We start from the raw sequence: 14,818 nt of genomic DNA on the forward strand, positions 1-14,818 counted from the left end.
TTCGCTCACATGGCTGGTAGCTGAGGCCTTTCGTTCAATGGCCGTCACCGGTCACGATCTCGATATCATGTCTTGCATGTCTTCTCATGCAGGGAGCGACGATGATCTTTTGCTTGAGCGGCAACTGTGCTTTGCATTGACTCTGGCTTCTCGAATGGTCATCAGCGCCTACCGGCCTGTACTACAGGCGCTTGACCTTACCCATCCCCAGTACCTCGTGATGCTGGCCCTCTGGGAGCGCAGCCCCCGCTCGGTCAAGGACATAAGCGAGGAGCTTTTACTCGGCCCGGCAACCCTTTCGCCGTTGCTCAAGCGCCTGGAAGCATCCGGATACGTCACCCGCAAGCGCGTACCCAATGACGAGCGTTCCCTCGCCGTAAGCCTAACGCCGTCCGGAAGTGCCCTTCGAAAAAGGGCGCTGGACGTTCCCGGCATTATGCTTGGCAAGCTGGGTCTCAGCCGCGAAGAGGCTCAGGAGCTCCACAAGACCATGTCGAATCTTGCCCACGCCGCACAAATTGGTCACATAGAAGCAGGCCAGGACGCTGCCGAAGTGGGCGGGGATGGCTCCAAGGATCAGCTTCTCTAGGGTCGCGGTTTGGCGCTGAACTGGGATTGGCGGAGGCCGTTCCGGGTGCTTATTCCGACTTGCCCTGCCCGCACAGTCCACGTGGGCGTCGCAGGCCGCCGGACGTGGCCCGGAAGAACCCTTGGCCCGCCTGCCGGGGCGGGGTGCTATTGGATGTAGTCCTCGTCAGCCCGTCGCATGTTGATGGTCCCGATAGCGGTTTCTTCCCGGATTGAGCGCACAATTTGCGCCCGGGCTTCCTCGACTTGCGATGCCCGTAGCGGCCCGGAATTAGCCATTTCCAAAAGCAGGATTTCCTTGTTTCGCTCCGAGATGTTGTTTTGGACGGATTCAAGAACGACGGAGGTCGCGCCCTTTAGAGCGGTCGCCAGAATTTGGGGGCTTACGCCGCGCAAAATGCGCTGGAGGTCACGTCGTTCGAGCCTGACGATGTCTTGAAACGTTAACATTTGGGCGCGTATCTCGCTGGCGAGTTCGGAGTCCAAACGATCCAGCCCGTCCAAGACGTTGCGCTCGGTTCTGGCGTCGGTCCGGGTGATGATCTCCACGAGTGGACGTATACCTCCCACGTTCTCGCTGGATTTCCCTGGTATCAGGACGGCACCGGCGCGTTGTTTCAAGATGTCGGACACGGTAGAGATTACTTCCGGTGCCACTTGTCCCATAGTGGCGATGCGGCTGGCAACATCGACGGCATGCTCCTCATCGAGGGTCGTCAGAACAACTGAGGCCTTGCTTGGGCGCAGATGCGCCAGGACCAGGGCGGTCGTTTGTGGCAGCTCTCCGTCGAGCAGTGCCGCGATTTGTTCCGCTGACATGGGTTCGAGGAAGTCGAAGGATTTTCCAACCATCGCGCCTGCAACCTTTTCCATTAGGCCTGCAGCTTTATCGGCGCCAAAGGAGGCTTCCAGAAGTCCCGCAGCGAGGTCTCGGCCACCACGGGCGGCGCGTCGGCCGCTGGCGACGTGCTCGTGGAACTCGTTGATGACTGTGCTGGCCACAAGGGGCGGGACTTTGCGAAGCCGCATGATTTCTGCTGCGATCTCCTCGGCCTCGGACTCGGAAAACTGAGCAAACACGGAGGCGGCGCTGGATGGACTCAGTTGCATTAGAACCACAGCGACTTTTTGTGCCCCGCTCAGAACTGCGCTGGACGGGGCCTGGTCTTCAAAACTCACCGACTTCGCCGTTCAGTGAAGGGACCAAGGGCCGGAGCGTGAGGACGGGTATGACTAACAATGCATACCCGCTTCAATTTCCAATTGTCTGTCCGGTGGCGAGGGGCGTCGGCGCGCAGGAGGTCTTGACCGTACAGGTGAACTTACTTGTGCGCTGGAAAGGCTGCGTTCCCTAGACGCAGCTTTCTGGCTTTTTATCACCGCTGCAGGGTCTCGATGTGGCACGATTCTTGGGTGGTTCCGTAGGGAACCTGATCACTGAGTGTCACTATGAAGGACGCTGTGCCGAGGCGTGTGACCAGGATCCCGTGCCGGCGTTCTTCCATGGCCTGCTGACGTACCAGTTCGACGGCGGAGTCCAGGTCTTCCTGGATGGACTGGGGATTGTCCCCGGTGACGTGGTAGGTCCTCTCCGCTTGGAGGGTCGTGATCATCTTTCTTCTCATCCTTCTGTGGTACTTGAAATGCGGTGCTGATGTCGGGGAAGCAGCAACTTGCAGGCCGAGCATCACGTGGAGTCGCGGACGCGACAGGTTCAATTCCGAGAGCAGGGTCGCTCGACCGCACGAGAGGCGCCGGAGCGCTCCAACGCCAGCCTCCGACTGCGCGCAATATGAAGGTGATCCACCCCGGCGAGCCCGCATTGGGGGGTGGGGCCCGCCGGAATGGATCCGAACACAAGATAGCATGATTCGTGCGCAAACAATTAGGGCACTAATAATGGTAAGTAGGCTTGATAATTAGCGTTTGAAAGCTGGGGTAAGGAATGCCATGCCTGTTGTGACGGTGGAGCGGTATTTCCGGGGGCGGGGGCCTCGTGGGCGGATGGTTTTGTTCCAGCTTCCGTTGTCCGTAACGATGTTGCTGGTCACCGTCCTGGTGACTTTCCTACACCCAGGACTCGAGTGGTTCGGCCCGTTCGGGTACAGCTTGGTGGCACATCTGTTTCTACTCGTCGGCTGCTTTCTTGTGCCGTGGGAAAGGCTGCCGGGACGGGCAGTGTTTATCATCCCTGTCCTGGACTGCCTGGCCGTTGGACTCACCCGCGGGGCGGCGGATCAATACCTTGCCGTGCTGGGCTACCTCCTCGTCTTTCCGGTCATCTGGCTGTCCGCCACCAGGCACCGCAGCGGAGTCGTCATCGCCATTCTTGCGGCCCTCCTCAGCGCCGTCCTGCCCCCGATGATCCTGGGCGGTGGAATCACCCGGGCCGACTTCGTGCGGATAGTGCTCCTGCCCGTTATCCTGGCGGCCATCGCACTCACCGTTCATACGGTTCACAACGTACTTTCCCTCCAGCAACGTCTGCTGGAAAAGCAGCAAACCGAGGTTCAGGAGCTACTAAGAGCGAGCGAGGAACGAGAACACCTCCTTGGCACGGTCATGGACACGGTCAGCGTCGGCGTCTGCGCTCTCGATGCCCAGGGCCGGACAATACTCACTAGCTGGCTCGAAATGTTCCGAATGCCCTCGGCGGCCTTCTGCTGCTGCGTGCCCGCCTGGTCTGACAACCCGGACTTCGCCTGCGCCAGCAGATCCTGGGCGCTGTGCTTGGCCTCGGACGCAACGTTGGCTGCTTCCTCCTTGGCCGTGTGCGCTACGCCCTGGGCTGACGTGGCGGCCTGGCCGGCCACGTTCGAAGCCTGTTCCTTGGCGGCCTCGGTCTTGGAGGTGCCAGTGGTGCCCGCAGCGGCTGAGGCGTACGTCTCGTCAACGCCCACTTCGGAAGCGTAAGGCTCCGGGATAGCAGGGTTGGGGGTCTGGGGCCATTGGTTCTCTGTCATCATGCTCTCTTTCGCAAAGGGTCAGCTGGCGATCAAGAACCAGCAGTGCTGGCTGTTTTAGTAAGCAGGGTTACTACTTAGATACTAAGCACACTTCCCATTTAGATTGCAAGGGGTTGTGCCGAGAGCCTCGCTGAGGGCGCCGGCCCGGCGGGGCGATAGTAAGCCCACTTGCAAACCGGATGCTAAGCATGCTTATTGTAGGTAGGTAGCGACGCATGAACGGGTGACACCCGCACTCCGCCACCTACAGGAAGGCCACGGCCGATGACCAGCAACCTCGATCCGGATGCGCGGAACAGCTACCGCCTAATTACGGTGGCGGCGCGTCTGGTCCAACGACGTCAGGATGACGCTTTGGCCCCCCTGGGCCTCACCAGGGCAGCCGTCATAGCCCTTGAGGGACTCACGGCGGGGCCGCTCAACCAGGAGCAGCTCGCAGAAGTAGTCCGGGTACAGAGCCAGACCCTGGGCAGGGTACTTACGAGGCTCGAAGGCTCAGGGCACATCTCCAGGACGCGCCATTCCACCGACCGCAGACAGTTCAAGGTGGAGCTCACGGAAGCCGGCAGGGCCGCGCTGGAGGCGGCCAAGCAGGCCGAAGTTGACGCTTATCCGAACGATCCCGACATTTCCTGGAAGATTTTGCAGGATGAACTCACCAAGTTCATTTGGGCGGTGCCGCCGGGCCGGGATCAGGAGGTGGTTCCTTTTGTGGCGCCCGAGCACAGGACGGCGCGCAAGGCGCTTGGCTTCCGCGGCCCGCCACTGCGGGGGCGGGACCAGCCGCAGCCGGAATAATCCGTGGCCCTGCTGCGAGGGAAGCGAGCAGGGCCACAAACTGCAAGCAGGGCAAACAGTGAAGGACGGGGCCGCCCGGCCCTGCCCTTCACTGTTGCACTTGCTTGTCAGCTGTCGCCCCGTCCCCCGCTTCCCTGGTCGCCGGAGGCCTCGTTATTCTCCAGCAGTCCTCGTTGGGCCAGATCAGCGGCGTCGGACGCCTCCTCGGGCAAGGGATCAGTTGCCGGCGGGACGTCGCTGGGGGCATAGTCGGCGAGGCCGGCCGCAACACGCTCCTGCTCAACCGCGGCCTGGTACGCCTCATCGTCGATGTTTTCCGGCATCTTGCCGTGGCCCGTCCGCGTAGGTGCGGGCAGCGCGTCCTCTTCGGGGATGATGACGCCGCCGGGGGCAACGTCCCCATCGTCATGTGCGGTTGCCATAATGTTCCTTCCTGTCTCCGCTCCGGTGCTGCTATGGTCTTGGAGGTTTACGACGCCGGCACTGTCGGCCCGGTGGGCCAGCGCAGCAGGGCTGCCACGTCCGTGCCCTCGGGAAGGACCGGGCCCGGAACCAGCAGGACCCGTGCGTCGGTCAGCGCCGCTGCCCGCAACAGGGCCGCGGGCGCCGGAACCTTGCCCAGCACGTTCGCCCCCAGGGACTCCTCCTCCGCGGTGGCTACCCAGGGCTCGGCGTCAAGGGCCAGCAGGGTGCGTTCTGCCAGTGCGGCATCGTCCAGGATCAGTACCTCCACCTGTGCCTGCTGAAGGGCATGCACCACAGCCCCCACGCCGGTTGCAGATTCGGGGTTGGCCTGGCCCTCCTGCATGGCCAGGCGGTCCATGATGTCCTGCTGTTCCGTGGCCCATTGTTCCGCGACCCTCTGGTTCACCTGGTCGTCAAGGAGCCTGGCGTCGGCACCCTCGGTGTGAGTGTGGGAATCGACCACCGATACTATTGCCTGGCTGGCCTTGGACAGTTGCTCCTGAACCAGTCTGCGGGCGTGAATGTCCCCCGCCAGGACAATCAGCCGCGCTCCGCTGCCAGCCACCACGCGGTCAATCTCCTCAGCCACCTGGTCGGCGTTGCGGCGCCAAACATCTTCGGTGTGGTGCTGGAAGCGGAGGTGTGCCCAGCCCCCGCCCTGGAACTTTTTGATGTGCTGGGTTTCACCTTGGACTTCCTCGGCACTGGCGGGGCTTCCAGCCCCGGCGTAGTGCAGTCTGATTTCCCCATGTTCCCGGCTGACTTCGGCCACAAGGTAAGGAAACTCCTCCGGACGGTGTTTCACCAAGGGCAGGAGGTCGGGGACGGGGTCCACTGACACCCGCTCGGGTAGTACTCGTGCGCCCGGCAGGACCTCGTTGATTTCGACTTTTCCCTGATGGACCAGGACGAACCGTGATACCGGGCCCGGGACCCCTGCTTCCGGCTGCAAGGCCTGTTCCAGTGCATCCAGGTCTGCAGCAGAAGCGCCCTGGGCTTCAAGGGCGGCGCGGACATTGCCGGGCCGGACATCCGATGCCTCCAAAGTGTCCACGGTGCCGGTGGCGGCGTCCACGTAAGCCGTACACCAGGGCCCGGGAAGCCGCATCCGGTCCGCGTGCTCTTTCAAGCTGGCGGTCATTGTTCCCCCTCTTCATCGCTGATGGAATCGGGGGAGGCCACGGGGTTGAGGGCCTCTTGGATTTCTGCCGGGTCCGTGTCGTCCGGGAAAGGTTCTGTTTCGCGCCATTCCTCCGCATGGGGAGGTTGGTTCGCATGCACCGCGCCTTGGGTTTCGTGCTTCAGCTCGTCATCCAGGATCGGGCCGTGTTTGGTGTTGCCGCGTTCAGCCATGACGATCTCCTTCGCTCCGTGAATTTAGTATCACAGGCTTACTAGTTCGTCTCTTCACCGTAGCACCAGGACGCGGCGGCCAAAAGGGGCAGTGCTAGGGCAGTGCGGCCAGTGTCGCTAAGCCGTGCACGCATCCTTCAGGGCCTGGACGGACTCGGACGGCACCTGGTCTCCGGCTTCGGCGATCTGGCCCAGCGGCGTCGTAATTTCAGACGGCACCCCGGCGGTTTTTGCCGCCGACACCAGTCCGCCCAGGGCACGCTTGTCCTCCACGCTCACCAGGCCGTCCTGGACGATGGCGCAAATCTGCCGGTTCACCTCGTCAGCTGCGGCCGTGGCAACCTTCGAAGCGGCGTCGCTGGCCGCGTTCGAGGCGGCTTCCTCCACCGCACCGCAGCCGGCGAGCAGCAGCATCAGGGGGGCGGCGGACAGGGCGGCAAGGCGGCGGTTCATGGTTCCACCCTAACAATGAGGCGGCAGCGCGCCCTCCCGCGGACGCCGGCGCCGGATTAGGATGGCCCCACAACGGACGAAGGACCACCAGATGGCTGAGCGACCGGCGGCCGCCCGGGAGGCAGGGTATGCCCCCGTAAACGGACTGCAGATGTATTACGAAGTGCACGGTGACGGCGGCACGCCGCTGCTCCTCCTGCACGGCGGACTGTTCGATATCGAGCAGCAGTTTGGCGCCCTGATCCCGGGATTGTCGGAAGGCCGAACGGTCATCGCCACGGATTTCCAGGGGCACGGCCGGACCAACGACACCGACCGCCCCCTGGGCACCGCGGACCTGGCCTCCGACGTCGTCGGACTCCTTGCCCACCTGGACGTCCGCGAGGTGGACGTTTTTGGCTTCAGCGTTGGGGGAGCTGTTGCGCTGCACCTGGCCGTCAAGCATCCGGAACTGGTGCGCAAGCTCGTTGTCTCCTCGGTGGCATTCCGTCCCGACGGTGACCGCGGCGGCAACGCGGAGGCGGTGGCCTCCATGACGGTGGACATGATCGCCGGCACTCCGATGGAACAGCGCTACCTGGCTGTTTCACCGCACGCGGACCGCGAACATCTGCAGGGCCTGCTGGACAAGCTGGGCGGCTACGATACCGGCTCGGGTGGCTGGAGTGATGAGGAGATCCGTGGCATCGCCGCCCCGACGCTGGTCACCGTGGGCGATTGCGACATGGTCAAGCTTGAGCATGCCGTGCGGTTCCTGCAGCTGCGCGGAGGGGACGTGAACGGCGACTTCGAGGGAGTGCCTGCGTCACAGCTGGCCGTCTTTCCCGGCACAACACACTTCTTCGGCCTGGCCAGGACGGCGCTGGTGCTGGACGTGGTCACCACGTTCCTGGACGCGGCGCCGCCACCCGGCTGGCAGGACCAGTAGCCGCTGAAGCTGCCTGCTATCGGCCGCTCGCGGCCGGCACGCCGAGGACAGTGTCCAGCAGACCGTTCCGGAACTTCCCCTCGGGATCGTGCCCGGAGGCCAGCGACCGGAAAGCCGCAAACCGCGGGTACAGGGATTCCCAGTCGTGGCCGGCAGCGGAAAACAGCTTGCCCCAGTGCGGCCGGGCGCCGAAAGGCCGGAGCGCCTCCTCGAGTTCCGGCAGGAATGCCTCCACCTCTGGCTGCAGCGGCTTCCAGGTGAAGTGCAGGGCCACGCTTTGCTGCCGGTAGAACGGGCTGAGCCAGAACTCGTCTGCAGCTCCTGTGCGGATTTCCGAGACAAAAAGCAGGGGCGAGAGCTTGTCCGCCACGGCGCGGACCGCCAGGAGCGCCGCGGGTGCATGATCCAGTGGCAGGATGAACTCGCTCTGGAGCTCGTTGCCGTTGCTGGGGGTGAACTCGTGCCTGAAGTGCGGCAACCGGTCCAGCCATTGCCCCGGCTCATCCAGCTGGATAGTGCAGTTCTCCGCGGACATGTCCGGCAGCGGATGGCGGGGGCGGGCGGCCGCCGTGGCGCCGAACAGGTCGGCCAGCGCAGGTTCCGGGTCCAGTGCCTTCAGCCAAACCTGGCTGATGGTTTCACCCGCATAGTCGGTGAACAGGCTGACGCTGTAGGCGCTGGAAACGATCCCGGCAAAGCCGTCCAGTGCCCGGTCCCACGGCAGGTTTTCAAGGACGCGCTGGCGCATCCGGTAGCTCGGCTGGACTGCCAATTCCAGGCCCGTCACGATGCCCAGGGCGCCCAGGCCCACCACGCTTGCGAGGAACTCGTCGCCATCCGCCAGGGTCAGGGTGACCGATTCCCCTGACGGGCGGACAAGGTCGATGGACTGCACCGCGCCGGCCAGCGACGGGTTGTTCACCCCCGAGCCGTGGGTTCCGGTCTGGACCGCACCGGCCACCGAAATGTGGGGGAGGGACGCCAGGTTGTGGATGGCCATGCCGGACTGCTCGAGCGCGCGGCACAGGGCTCCGTAGCTGACGCCCCCGCTGACCTTCACGGTGCCGCGCTCCGGATTGAGTTCGATCTGCTGGGGCAGGGCGTCGAGCAGGACATGCACGCCGTCGGTGTCCCCCACGCGGTTGAAGGAGTGCCGGGACCCGAGGGCCTTGACGCGCCCCGCCTGCTGCACGATCCGGGCGAGTTCGGCCACCGACTCGGGCCGTTCAACACGCGCTGAGGAGTATTCCAGGTTTCCTGCCCAGTTCTTCAAAAGTCAGCTTTCAGTGGGAATGGGATTTTGCTTCCTCAACTGTCAGCGCTCACAACGGAGGGTGTCAAGGTGCTTCCACGGCGCGCACGGGCCTCCCGGGTTCTTTGCCGGCAGCCATCTCTCTATCGTTATAGATTTGCCGCATCGCCACCCTCCTCTAAATTCGTCGGCCGGCGCCATTCGGCGCGCGCGTGAATCGTGGCAGAGTGGGTTGCAGTCGAGTTGAGGGAGGAACTCAGTGTCTGATCTGGGAAAAGCAACCGCCAGCGTCTCTGAGGGCGATGCAGTTGAACAGGCCGGCGGGACCGGCGGCACGACTGGCGCGGAGCTTGTCGAGGCTACCGAACCCGCGGAATCCACGGAGGCGGAGCCCACGGAGGGCACGGAGGCGCCGGAAGTCCCGGAAATCACCTTCGACGAGCAGTTCTACCCGGCCCGGCCCAAGGCGCTGCGGCCCGTGGCCCGGCGCCGGCAGTACTTCGCCAACGCTCCATCGCTGGAACTGGACGGCCTCAACAAAACCTACGTGGAGTGGCTGCGGAACCAGGCCATGCTCGGCGACGCCAACGTACTGGCCCGCCAGCTCTCGGGCCAGGCGAGTATGTGGCAGCACTCGTTCGCGCACCCCAACCCGCGTGCCGCCGTCGAACGCGCCTCTGTCTGGTTCACCGCCTACCCGCTCTCCTACATGACCACCCCGGGGCAGTCGTTCCTGGGCGCACTCGGTGATCCGGAACTGTGGAAAACGTTCCGGGAGATCGGCATCCGGGCCATCCACACCGGCCCCGTCAAGAAGGCCGGCGGCCTGCAGGGCTGGGCGGAAACCCCCAGCGTGGACGGCCACTTTGACCGGATCAGCATGGCCATCGACCCGCTGTTCGGCTCCGAGGACGAGTTCCGCCGGATGTGCGAGGTGGCCGGCGACCATGAGGGCACCATCATCGACGACATCGTGCCCGGGCACACCGGCAAGGGCGCGGACTTCCGCCTGGCCGAAATGAACTACCGCGACTACCCCGGCATCTATCACATGATCGACATCCCGGAATCGGACTGGCACCTGCTGCCGGACGTTCCGCCGGGCGAAGACTCGGTCAACATCAGCCCCGATGCTGAGCAGGCGCTGCAGAAGGCCGGGTACATCATTGGCCGGCTGCAGCGGGTCATTTTCTACGAACCGGGCGTGAAGGAAACCAACTGGAGCGCCACCCGCGCCATTGTGGACACCAACGGCCAGAAGCGCCGCTGGGTTTACCTGCACTACTTCAAGGCCGGGCAGCCGTCCATCAACTGGCTGGATCCCACGTTCTCGGGCATGCGCCTGGTGGTGGGCGACGCGCTGCACTCCTTACTCGACCTGGGCACGGGTGCCCTCCGGCTGGATGCGAACGGCTTCCTCGGTGTGGAAAAGAGCGCCGAGGAACAGCCCGGCTGGTCCGAGGGGCACCCGCTCTCCGAGGCGGCCAACCAGCTGATCGGCAGCATGGTGCGCAAGGTGGGCGGGTTTTCCTTCCAGGAACTGAACCTCACCATCGACGACATCAAGGCCACCTCCGAGACCGGGCCCGACCTGTCCTACGACTTCATCACCCGCCCCGGCTACCACTACGCCCTGGTGACGCAGGATACCGAGTTCCTGCGGCTGACCCTGCGGCTGGCCATGGAGATCGGCGTGGACCAGGCATCGCTGGTCCACGCCCTGCAGAACCACGACGAACTGACATACGAGCTGGTGCACTTCGCCACCCGGCACAAGGACGACGTCTTCCAGCTGGGAGGTGCCGAGCTGACCGGCACCGAACTCACCGAACACGTGCAGGAGACGCTGCGGAACGCGCTGACAGGGGAGAACGGGCCGTACAACGCCGTGTTCACCACCAACGGCATCGCCTGCACCACGGTCAGCGTGATTACCGCGGCGCTGGGGATCAAGGACATTTCCGCGCTCACCGCGGAGCAGATCGATACCGTGCGTGAGGCCCACCTGCTGCTGGCCATGTACAACGCGCTGCAGCCCGGCGTCTTTGCCCTGTCGGGCTGGGACATGGTGGGCATGACCACGCTCGACAGATCGCAGGTCCGCGAGCTGACGTCGCAGGGCGATACCCGGTGGATCAACCGCGGCGCGCACGACCTGATGGGCGTCAACGCCGAGGCCACCGTCTCTGCGTCCGGTATGCCGCGGGCGCGCAGCCTGTACGGGCCGTTGCCGGAACAGCTCAAGGACGAGGGCTCCTTCGCCCGTCGGCTGCAGAAGATCCTGAAGGTGCGGGAGGAATGGGGTATTGCCACCGGCGTGCTCCTGGATGTCCCGCAGGTGTCCCAGCGGGGGCTGCTGGTGATGGTGCACCGGCTTGCCTCCGGGCAGATCCAGGTCAGCGTCCTGAACTTCTCGGGTGAGAGCATCATGGGCAGCGTCAACTCCACGCATTTGGTGCCCGGCGCGGAAGTGCGGGACCTGTTTACCGACGAGACGGCGGGCCAGGTGGATGACCTGCACAGCTTCTTTATTGAACTCGGCGCGTACCAGGGAACGGCGCTGCTGATTGAGGAGCCGGAGGTCGAGGAGGAGGACGCCGCGGAGGGACTCTAGTTCCTCATGCTGCCTTGACCCGCGGGAGTTCGTCCCAGTGGGTGGTGTACCTGGGTGAGCGCATGCCGCGTTTCATGGTCCAGTCCGGTCCGCCGCGGATCCCTGCATGACCCAGTCCGATGGATCCGCGGCCGTACCTTTTGGTGACGTCTTCCAGGAGGGTGCCGATGCGCCGTTCCTCGTGCGGGTTTTCGAAGTGCTCCAGGGGCTTCTGGTTGCCGCTGGGACGCAGGTCCGTGACCATAATGCCGGCGCGGGCGTACCGGGTGCCCTCAACGATGGAGGGCAGGAGCGCGTGGGCGGCCTTGGTGAGGATGACGGGGTCCGCCGTCGGCATGGGAAGCGGGACGCAGACGGACGGGAACGCCGTTTGCCGCGCGTTGAAGTGCGATGTTCCGGCGAAGGCGGTGAGCAGTTTGGCCTGCAGCTCATGCTTGGCCAGCCGAGCGCTGGCCATCTGGGCGTAGACACTGAGGACCTGGCGCAGGTCACGCGTGCTCGTGATGGGCGTGGAGAACGAGCGGGAGAAGATCAGCTGGTCGCGGCCGATCCGGGCTTCCTCCATGGGGATGCACGGGGTCCCCTGCAGTTCGAGGACGGTGCGCATCATCACCACGGAGAAGCGCTCGCGGATCCTCACCGGATCCGCCCTCTGGAGGTCCAGGATGGAGTGGATGCCCATGGCGTTCAGACGCTTGGTGATCCGCGTAGCCACACCCCAGATCTCGATCACGGAGAGCCTGGCCATCAGGGCCTCCTGCTGACGGGGCGGCACCGAGTCCCAGCGGCACACTCCGCCGAACGCGGGATTGTGTTTGGCCCATTTGTTGGCGAGTTTGGCCAGGGTTTTGGTGCGCGCAATCCCGACGCAGACGGGCACTCCGACGTTCCGGGCGGCGGCGGCCTTGATGGTCCGGCCGAGTTCCAGCAGGCGCTCCGGAGTGCCTTTGACGCCCAGGAAGGCCTCGTCGATGCTGTAGACCTCCAGCCAGGCGGAGTAGCGGCCCAGCAGTTCCATCACACGTGCGCTGATGTCCCCGTAGAGCTCGTAGTTGCTGGACTTGGCAATGAGCCCCCATTCCTTGGCCCGGGGTGCAAGCTTGAACCACGGCTCCCCGGTTTGGATGCCCAGGGCCTTGGCCTCCGGGGAGCGGGCGACGGCGCAGCCGTCGTTGTTGGACAGCACGATCAGCGGCTTTCCCTCCAGCGACGGGTCAAACACGCGTTCGGCGCTGGCGTAGAAGCAGTTGACGTCCACGTGCGCGATCTCGGGCATCTGCCGCATGGTTGCCGGCTTGCTCATGGCCGCCGCTCAGACATGGTGCAGGCACCTCGTGGCCACGCCCCAGATGGTCAGCTCACTCAGCGCAGGCACCCTGATGTCCGGATACTTGGGGTTTTCGGCCTGCAGGACCACGCCCGTGGCGGTGATCCGCAACCGCTTGATGGTCAGTTCCCCGTCCAGGACGGCCACCACCACCGAGCCGTCCCTGGGCTCAAGGGCGCGGTTGACAATGAGTTCGTCGCCGTCGCTGATGCCGGCCCGTTCCATGGAATCGCCGGTGACCCGGACCACGAAGGTGCTGGTGATGTCCTTGATCAGGTGCGCATTCAGGTCGATCCGGCCATCAAAGTAGTCCTGCGCCGGCGAGGGATAGCCGGCCGCCACCGGCAGCGGGGACAGCCACGCCAGCTGCAACGACAGGCCCGCCTCTATCACACGGGGACCGATAATAACGCCCACAACACACCTTTATTCGAATTTATGTTCGATAGACTGAGTGTACAGCGGAGGGCGGACAATGACGACGACGGGCTGCACGCAGACGCTCCTGCGCCCGAAGGCAGGAGCGTCAGGCCTACTCGTGAGTGGTTACTTCTTCGGGCAGCTCAGGTCCGGGTTGAACGCTGCGAACATGCCGTCCGGGTTGTCCTTCCACACCCAGGCGTGGAGCGCGAAGGAGCCGGGGAACGGCCCGTCCTCGAAGTCCAGGCCGGCGATCGAAGGCCGCTCGGCCGCTGTCGAGATGAATTCAGCGGCTACGAGCTTGTACCGCCCGTACTCATTGGGCATGTACACCAGCACCTCAGGCTTGCGGGCCTGGGTCTTGTCATCGATCAGTTCCTCTTTGGCGTAGTGGAAGCCCATGGCCCCGACCCCTGGGTTGTCGATGCACTCAGTGATCTTCTTGTAGCCGTCCGCCTCCGCGTTCTCCAGCCAGCGGTAGTCGTCGGTGACGTGACGGAGGACCCTGACCAGCCGGCGCTGATCGTCATTCTTCCGCCAGTCGTCGCTGTGGTCCGAGCCGCCGTGCCCGGATCCGCCATGGGCAAGAGCAGTGCCGGGAGCAAGTCCCAGGGCCAGCACTGCGGCAGCAGTGGACAGCAGCCCCTTCTTGGTGTGATTCATCATTGATCTTCTACCCCTCTGAGACCGTTGTCTTCCGTAACGGACGCGAAGCGCGGGAAGAGAGTCCAGCCTTCGCCAGGATGCCGGCAGATTTCCCTGGAAAGTGCCGGTGAATGGGCCGCCCGGACGGTTTCGTCCATCGATTGGAGCGGCGCTTCCAGTATGCTCCGTGCCAAAACGCGGCGCTACGCTACGGGCGGGTAATAGGGGGAGGTGTTTCAGCAGACGCCGGGCTGCCGCTTGTCAGGTGGCCGCTACAGAGTCCGGTCAACCGCCGCCAGAATCGCGCGTCCCAGTTCCGCCGGCTTGGTGAACTGTGGCCAGTGCCCGGTGGGCAGGTCCACGAACTCGACGTCCTTCATTCTGGCCAACTCGGCCACAAAGGGGTGGCCGCCGTCGATCCATTCCTTCAGCATGGCGGACGGAAACTCGCAGGCAATCACGGTGGCCGGCACGTCATAGCGGCGCTCATCGCTGAGGTGCTGCTGGTCGAAGGCAACGCCCTTGGGCTGGGGGACCGCCCGGGCGCGGAACGCTGCGCGCAGCCCTTCGTCGAGGTCAACGAGGTCGGCATCTTCGAACAACTCCCACGGCGGCAGCGGCACGTCGTCCCCGTCGGCCGGCAGTTCGTCGTTGATGACGCCCCCTTCGCCGAGCGGCCCGCTGTCCACGTAGATGGCACGGGCTACCCTGTCCGGCCGGGCGTCGAGGACACCGTGGATGATGGCGCCGCCGCCGGAATGCCCCACCAGCACCACCCTGCTGTCCAGGGCATCGACGGCGGCAACCACGGCGTCGATATGGTCCCGGAGCCCGATGCCGGAACGGTCGGCGTCAACGGACTCCATGCCAGGCAGTGTGAGCGGATGCGTCCGGTGGCCCGCTGCGTCCAGGGCCGGCGTCACCTCCGCCCACGATGAGGCCTCCAACCAGAAACCGGGAACCAGGATGATGTCCATAACGGCACCCTACTATCCGGGTGTGACAGTTT

The 14,818-nt window shown here is 64.4% G+C and carries 17 protein-coding genes; 4 read left to right on the top strand and 13 right to left on the bottom strand.

Annotated features, from left to right (window positions below; all coding sequences use genetic code 11):
* Window positions 1–67: 67 nt before the first annotated feature.
* A complete protein-coding gene (locus BACI348_RS09465) occupies window positions 68–589 on the top strand; it encodes a MarR family winged helix-turn-helix transcriptional regulator (RefSeq protein ID WP_442858525.1) in 522 nt (173 codons plus the stop codon).
* A gap of 146 nt (window positions 590–735) precedes the next feature.
* Here BACI348_RS09465 and fliG read toward each other — a convergent pair whose 3' ends face one another.
* The 4 genes from fliG to BACI348_RS09485 form a co-directional block, all read right to left on the bottom strand.
* A complete protein-coding gene (gene fliG, locus BACI348_RS09470) occupies window positions 736–1,767 on the bottom strand; it encodes a flagellar motor switch protein FliG (protein ID WP_236557505.1) in 1,032 nt (343 codons plus the stop codon).
* A gap of 197 nt (window positions 1,768–1,964) precedes the next feature.
* Window positions 1,965–2,201, bottom strand: a complete 237-nt coding sequence (locus BACI348_RS09475; RefSeq protein WP_159825231.1) for a hypothetical protein — start codon at window positions 2,199–2,201, stop codon at window positions 1,965–1,967.
* Between the two features lie 514 nt (window positions 2,202–2,715).
* Window positions 2,716–3,048, bottom strand: coding sequence for a hypothetical protein (locus BACI348_RS09480; RefSeq protein ID WP_236557506.1), 333 nt, complete (start codon window positions 3,046–3,048; stop codon window positions 2,716–2,718).
* A gap of 50 nt (window positions 3,049–3,098) precedes the next feature.
* Window positions 3,099–3,551: a hypothetical protein gene (locus tag BACI348_RS09485; protein WP_328699939.1), complete on the bottom strand. Its 453-nt coding sequence runs from the start codon at window positions 3,549–3,551 to the stop codon at window positions 3,099–3,101.
* A 267-nt stretch (window positions 3,552–3,818) separates the two neighbouring features.
* Here BACI348_RS09485 and BACI348_RS09490 point away from each other — a divergent pair, with 267 nt between their 5' ends.
* The gene (locus BACI348_RS09490) at window positions 3,819–4,352 is read left to right on the top strand and encodes a MarR family winged helix-turn-helix transcriptional regulator (protein WP_159825235.1); all 534 of its coding nucleotides are present in this window, start codon (window positions 3,819–3,821) and stop codon (window positions 4,350–4,352) included.
* Between the two features lie 107 nt (window positions 4,353–4,459).
* On the opposite strand, the gene BACI348_RS09495 is transcribed toward BACI348_RS09490, so the two are convergent.
* The 4 genes from BACI348_RS09495 to BACI348_RS09510 form a co-directional block, all read right to left on the bottom strand.
* On the bottom strand, window positions 4,460–4,774 hold the full coding sequence (locus tag BACI348_RS09495; RefSeq protein WP_159825237.1) for a hypothetical protein: 315 nt from the start codon (window positions 4,772–4,774) through the stop codon (window positions 4,460–4,462).
* A 47-nt stretch (window positions 4,775–4,821) separates the two neighbouring features.
* Window positions 4,822–5,958, bottom strand: coding sequence for a baeRF2 domain-containing protein (locus BACI348_RS09500; protein WP_159825239.1), 1,137 nt, complete (start codon window positions 5,956–5,958; stop codon window positions 4,822–4,824).
* Window positions 5,955–6,170: a hypothetical protein gene (locus BACI348_RS09505; protein WP_159825241.1), complete on the bottom strand. Its 216-nt coding sequence runs from the start codon at window positions 6,168–6,170 to the stop codon at window positions 5,955–5,957. The genes BACI348_RS09500 and BACI348_RS09505 overlap by 4 nt, the downstream gene beginning before the upstream one ends.
* A gap of 117 nt (window positions 6,171–6,287) precedes the next feature.
* The gene (locus BACI348_RS09510; protein ID WP_159825243.1) at window positions 6,288–6,623 is read right to left on the bottom strand and encodes a hypothetical protein; all 336 of its coding nucleotides are present in this window, start codon (window positions 6,621–6,623) and stop codon (window positions 6,288–6,290) included.
* 91 nt (window positions 6,624–6,714) lie between these two features.
* Here BACI348_RS09510 and BACI348_RS09515 point away from each other — a divergent pair, with 91 nt between their 5' ends.
* A complete protein-coding gene (locus BACI348_RS09515; protein WP_159825245.1) occupies window positions 6,715–7,551 on the top strand; it encodes an alpha/beta fold hydrolase in 837 nt (278 codons plus the stop codon).
* A 16-nt stretch (window positions 7,552–7,567) separates the two neighbouring features.
* Here BACI348_RS09515 and BACI348_RS09520 read toward each other — a convergent pair whose 3' ends face one another.
* Complete coding sequence (locus tag BACI348_RS09520) at window positions 7,568–8,824, bottom strand: FAD-binding protein (protein ID WP_159825247.1); 1,257 nt, start codon at window positions 8,822–8,824, stop codon at window positions 7,568–7,570.
* Between the two features lie 406 nt (window positions 8,825–9,230).
* Between BACI348_RS09520 and treS the strand changes: the two genes are divergently transcribed.
* On the top strand, window positions 9,231–11,417 hold the full coding sequence (gene treS / locus BACI348_RS09525) for a maltose alpha-D-glucosyltransferase (protein ID WP_236557688.1): 2,187 nt from the start codon (window positions 9,231–9,233) through the stop codon (window positions 11,415–11,417).
* Between the two features lie 4 nt (window positions 11,418–11,421).
* Here treS and BACI348_RS09530 read toward each other — a convergent pair whose 3' ends face one another.
* The 4 genes from BACI348_RS09530 to BACI348_RS09545 form a co-directional block, all read right to left on the bottom strand.
* On the bottom strand, window positions 11,422–12,720 hold the full coding sequence (locus tag BACI348_RS09530) for a Y-family DNA polymerase (RefSeq protein WP_201298404.1): 1,299 nt from the start codon (window positions 12,718–12,720) through the stop codon (window positions 11,422–11,424).
* Window positions 12,721–12,729: 9 nt separating this feature from the next.
* A complete protein-coding gene (locus BACI348_RS09535) occupies window positions 12,730–13,161 on the bottom strand; it encodes a LexA family protein (protein WP_159825251.1) in 432 nt (143 codons plus the stop codon).
* Between the two features lie 129 nt (window positions 13,162–13,290).
* Complete coding sequence (locus BACI348_RS09540; RefSeq protein ID WP_236557507.1) at window positions 13,291–13,830, bottom strand: hypothetical protein; 540 nt, start codon at window positions 13,828–13,830, stop codon at window positions 13,291–13,293.
* Window positions 13,831–14,081: 251 nt separating this feature from the next.
* Window positions 14,082–14,786 (bottom strand): alpha/beta fold hydrolase, encoded by a 705-nt coding sequence (locus tag BACI348_RS09545; protein WP_159825255.1) that lies wholly within the window; start codon window positions 14,784–14,786, stop codon window positions 14,082–14,084.
* Window positions 14,787–14,818 lie beyond the last annotated feature (32 nt).

The sequence above is a fragment of the Arthrobacter sp. 9AX genome (assembly GCF_902506095.1).
Lineage (GTDB): Bacteria > Actinomycetota > Actinomycetes > Actinomycetales > Micrococcaceae > Arthrobacter.

What these genes read in the sequence shown, in the direction of transcription:
- BACI348_RS09465 (WP_442858525.1), top strand. Translation starts at nt 68, where the DNA reads ATGTCTTGCATGTCTTCTCATGCAGGGAGCGACGATGATCTTTTGCTT.
- BACI348_RS09475 (WP_159825231.1), bottom strand. Translation starts at nt 2,201, where the DNA reads ATGATCACGACCCTCCAAGCGGAGAGGACCTACCACGTCACCGGGGAC.
- BACI348_RS09485 (WP_328699939.1), bottom strand. Translation starts at nt 3,551, where the DNA reads ATGACAGAGAACCAATGGCCCCAGACCCCCAACCCTGCTATCCCGGAG.
- BACI348_RS09490 (WP_159825235.1), top strand. Translation starts at nt 3,819, where the DNA reads ATGACCAGCAACCTCGATCCGGATGCGCGGAACAGCTACCGCCTAATT.
- BACI348_RS09495 (WP_159825237.1), bottom strand. Translation starts at nt 4,774, where the DNA reads ATGGCAACCGCACATGACGATGGGGACGTTGCCCCCGGCGGCGTCATC.
- BACI348_RS09500 (WP_159825239.1), bottom strand. Translation starts at nt 5,958, where the DNA reads ATGACCGCCAGCTTGAAAGAGCACGCGGACCGGATGCGGCTTCCCGGG.
- BACI348_RS09505 (WP_159825241.1), bottom strand. Translation starts at nt 6,170, where the DNA reads ATGGCTGAACGCGGCAACACCAAACACGGCCCGATCCTGGATGACGAG.
- BACI348_RS09510 (WP_159825243.1), bottom strand. Translation starts at nt 6,623, where the DNA reads ATGAACCGCCGCCTTGCCGCCCTGTCCGCCGCCCCCCTGATGCTGCTG.
- BACI348_RS09515 (WP_159825245.1), top strand. Translation starts at nt 6,715, where the DNA reads ATGGCTGAGCGACCGGCGGCCGCCCGGGAGGCAGGGTATGCCCCCGTA.
- BACI348_RS09530 (WP_201298404.1), bottom strand. Translation starts at nt 12,720, where the DNA reads ATGAGCAAGCCGGCAACCATGCGGCAGATGCCCGAGATCGCGCACGTG.
- BACI348_RS09540 (WP_236557507.1), bottom strand. Translation starts at nt 13,830, where the DNA reads ATGATGAATCACACCAAGAAGGGGCTGCTGTCCACTGCTGCCGCAGTG.
- BACI348_RS09545 (WP_159825255.1), bottom strand. Translation starts at nt 14,786, where the DNA reads ATGGACATCATCCTGGTTCCCGGTTTCTGGTTGGAGGCCTCATCGTGG.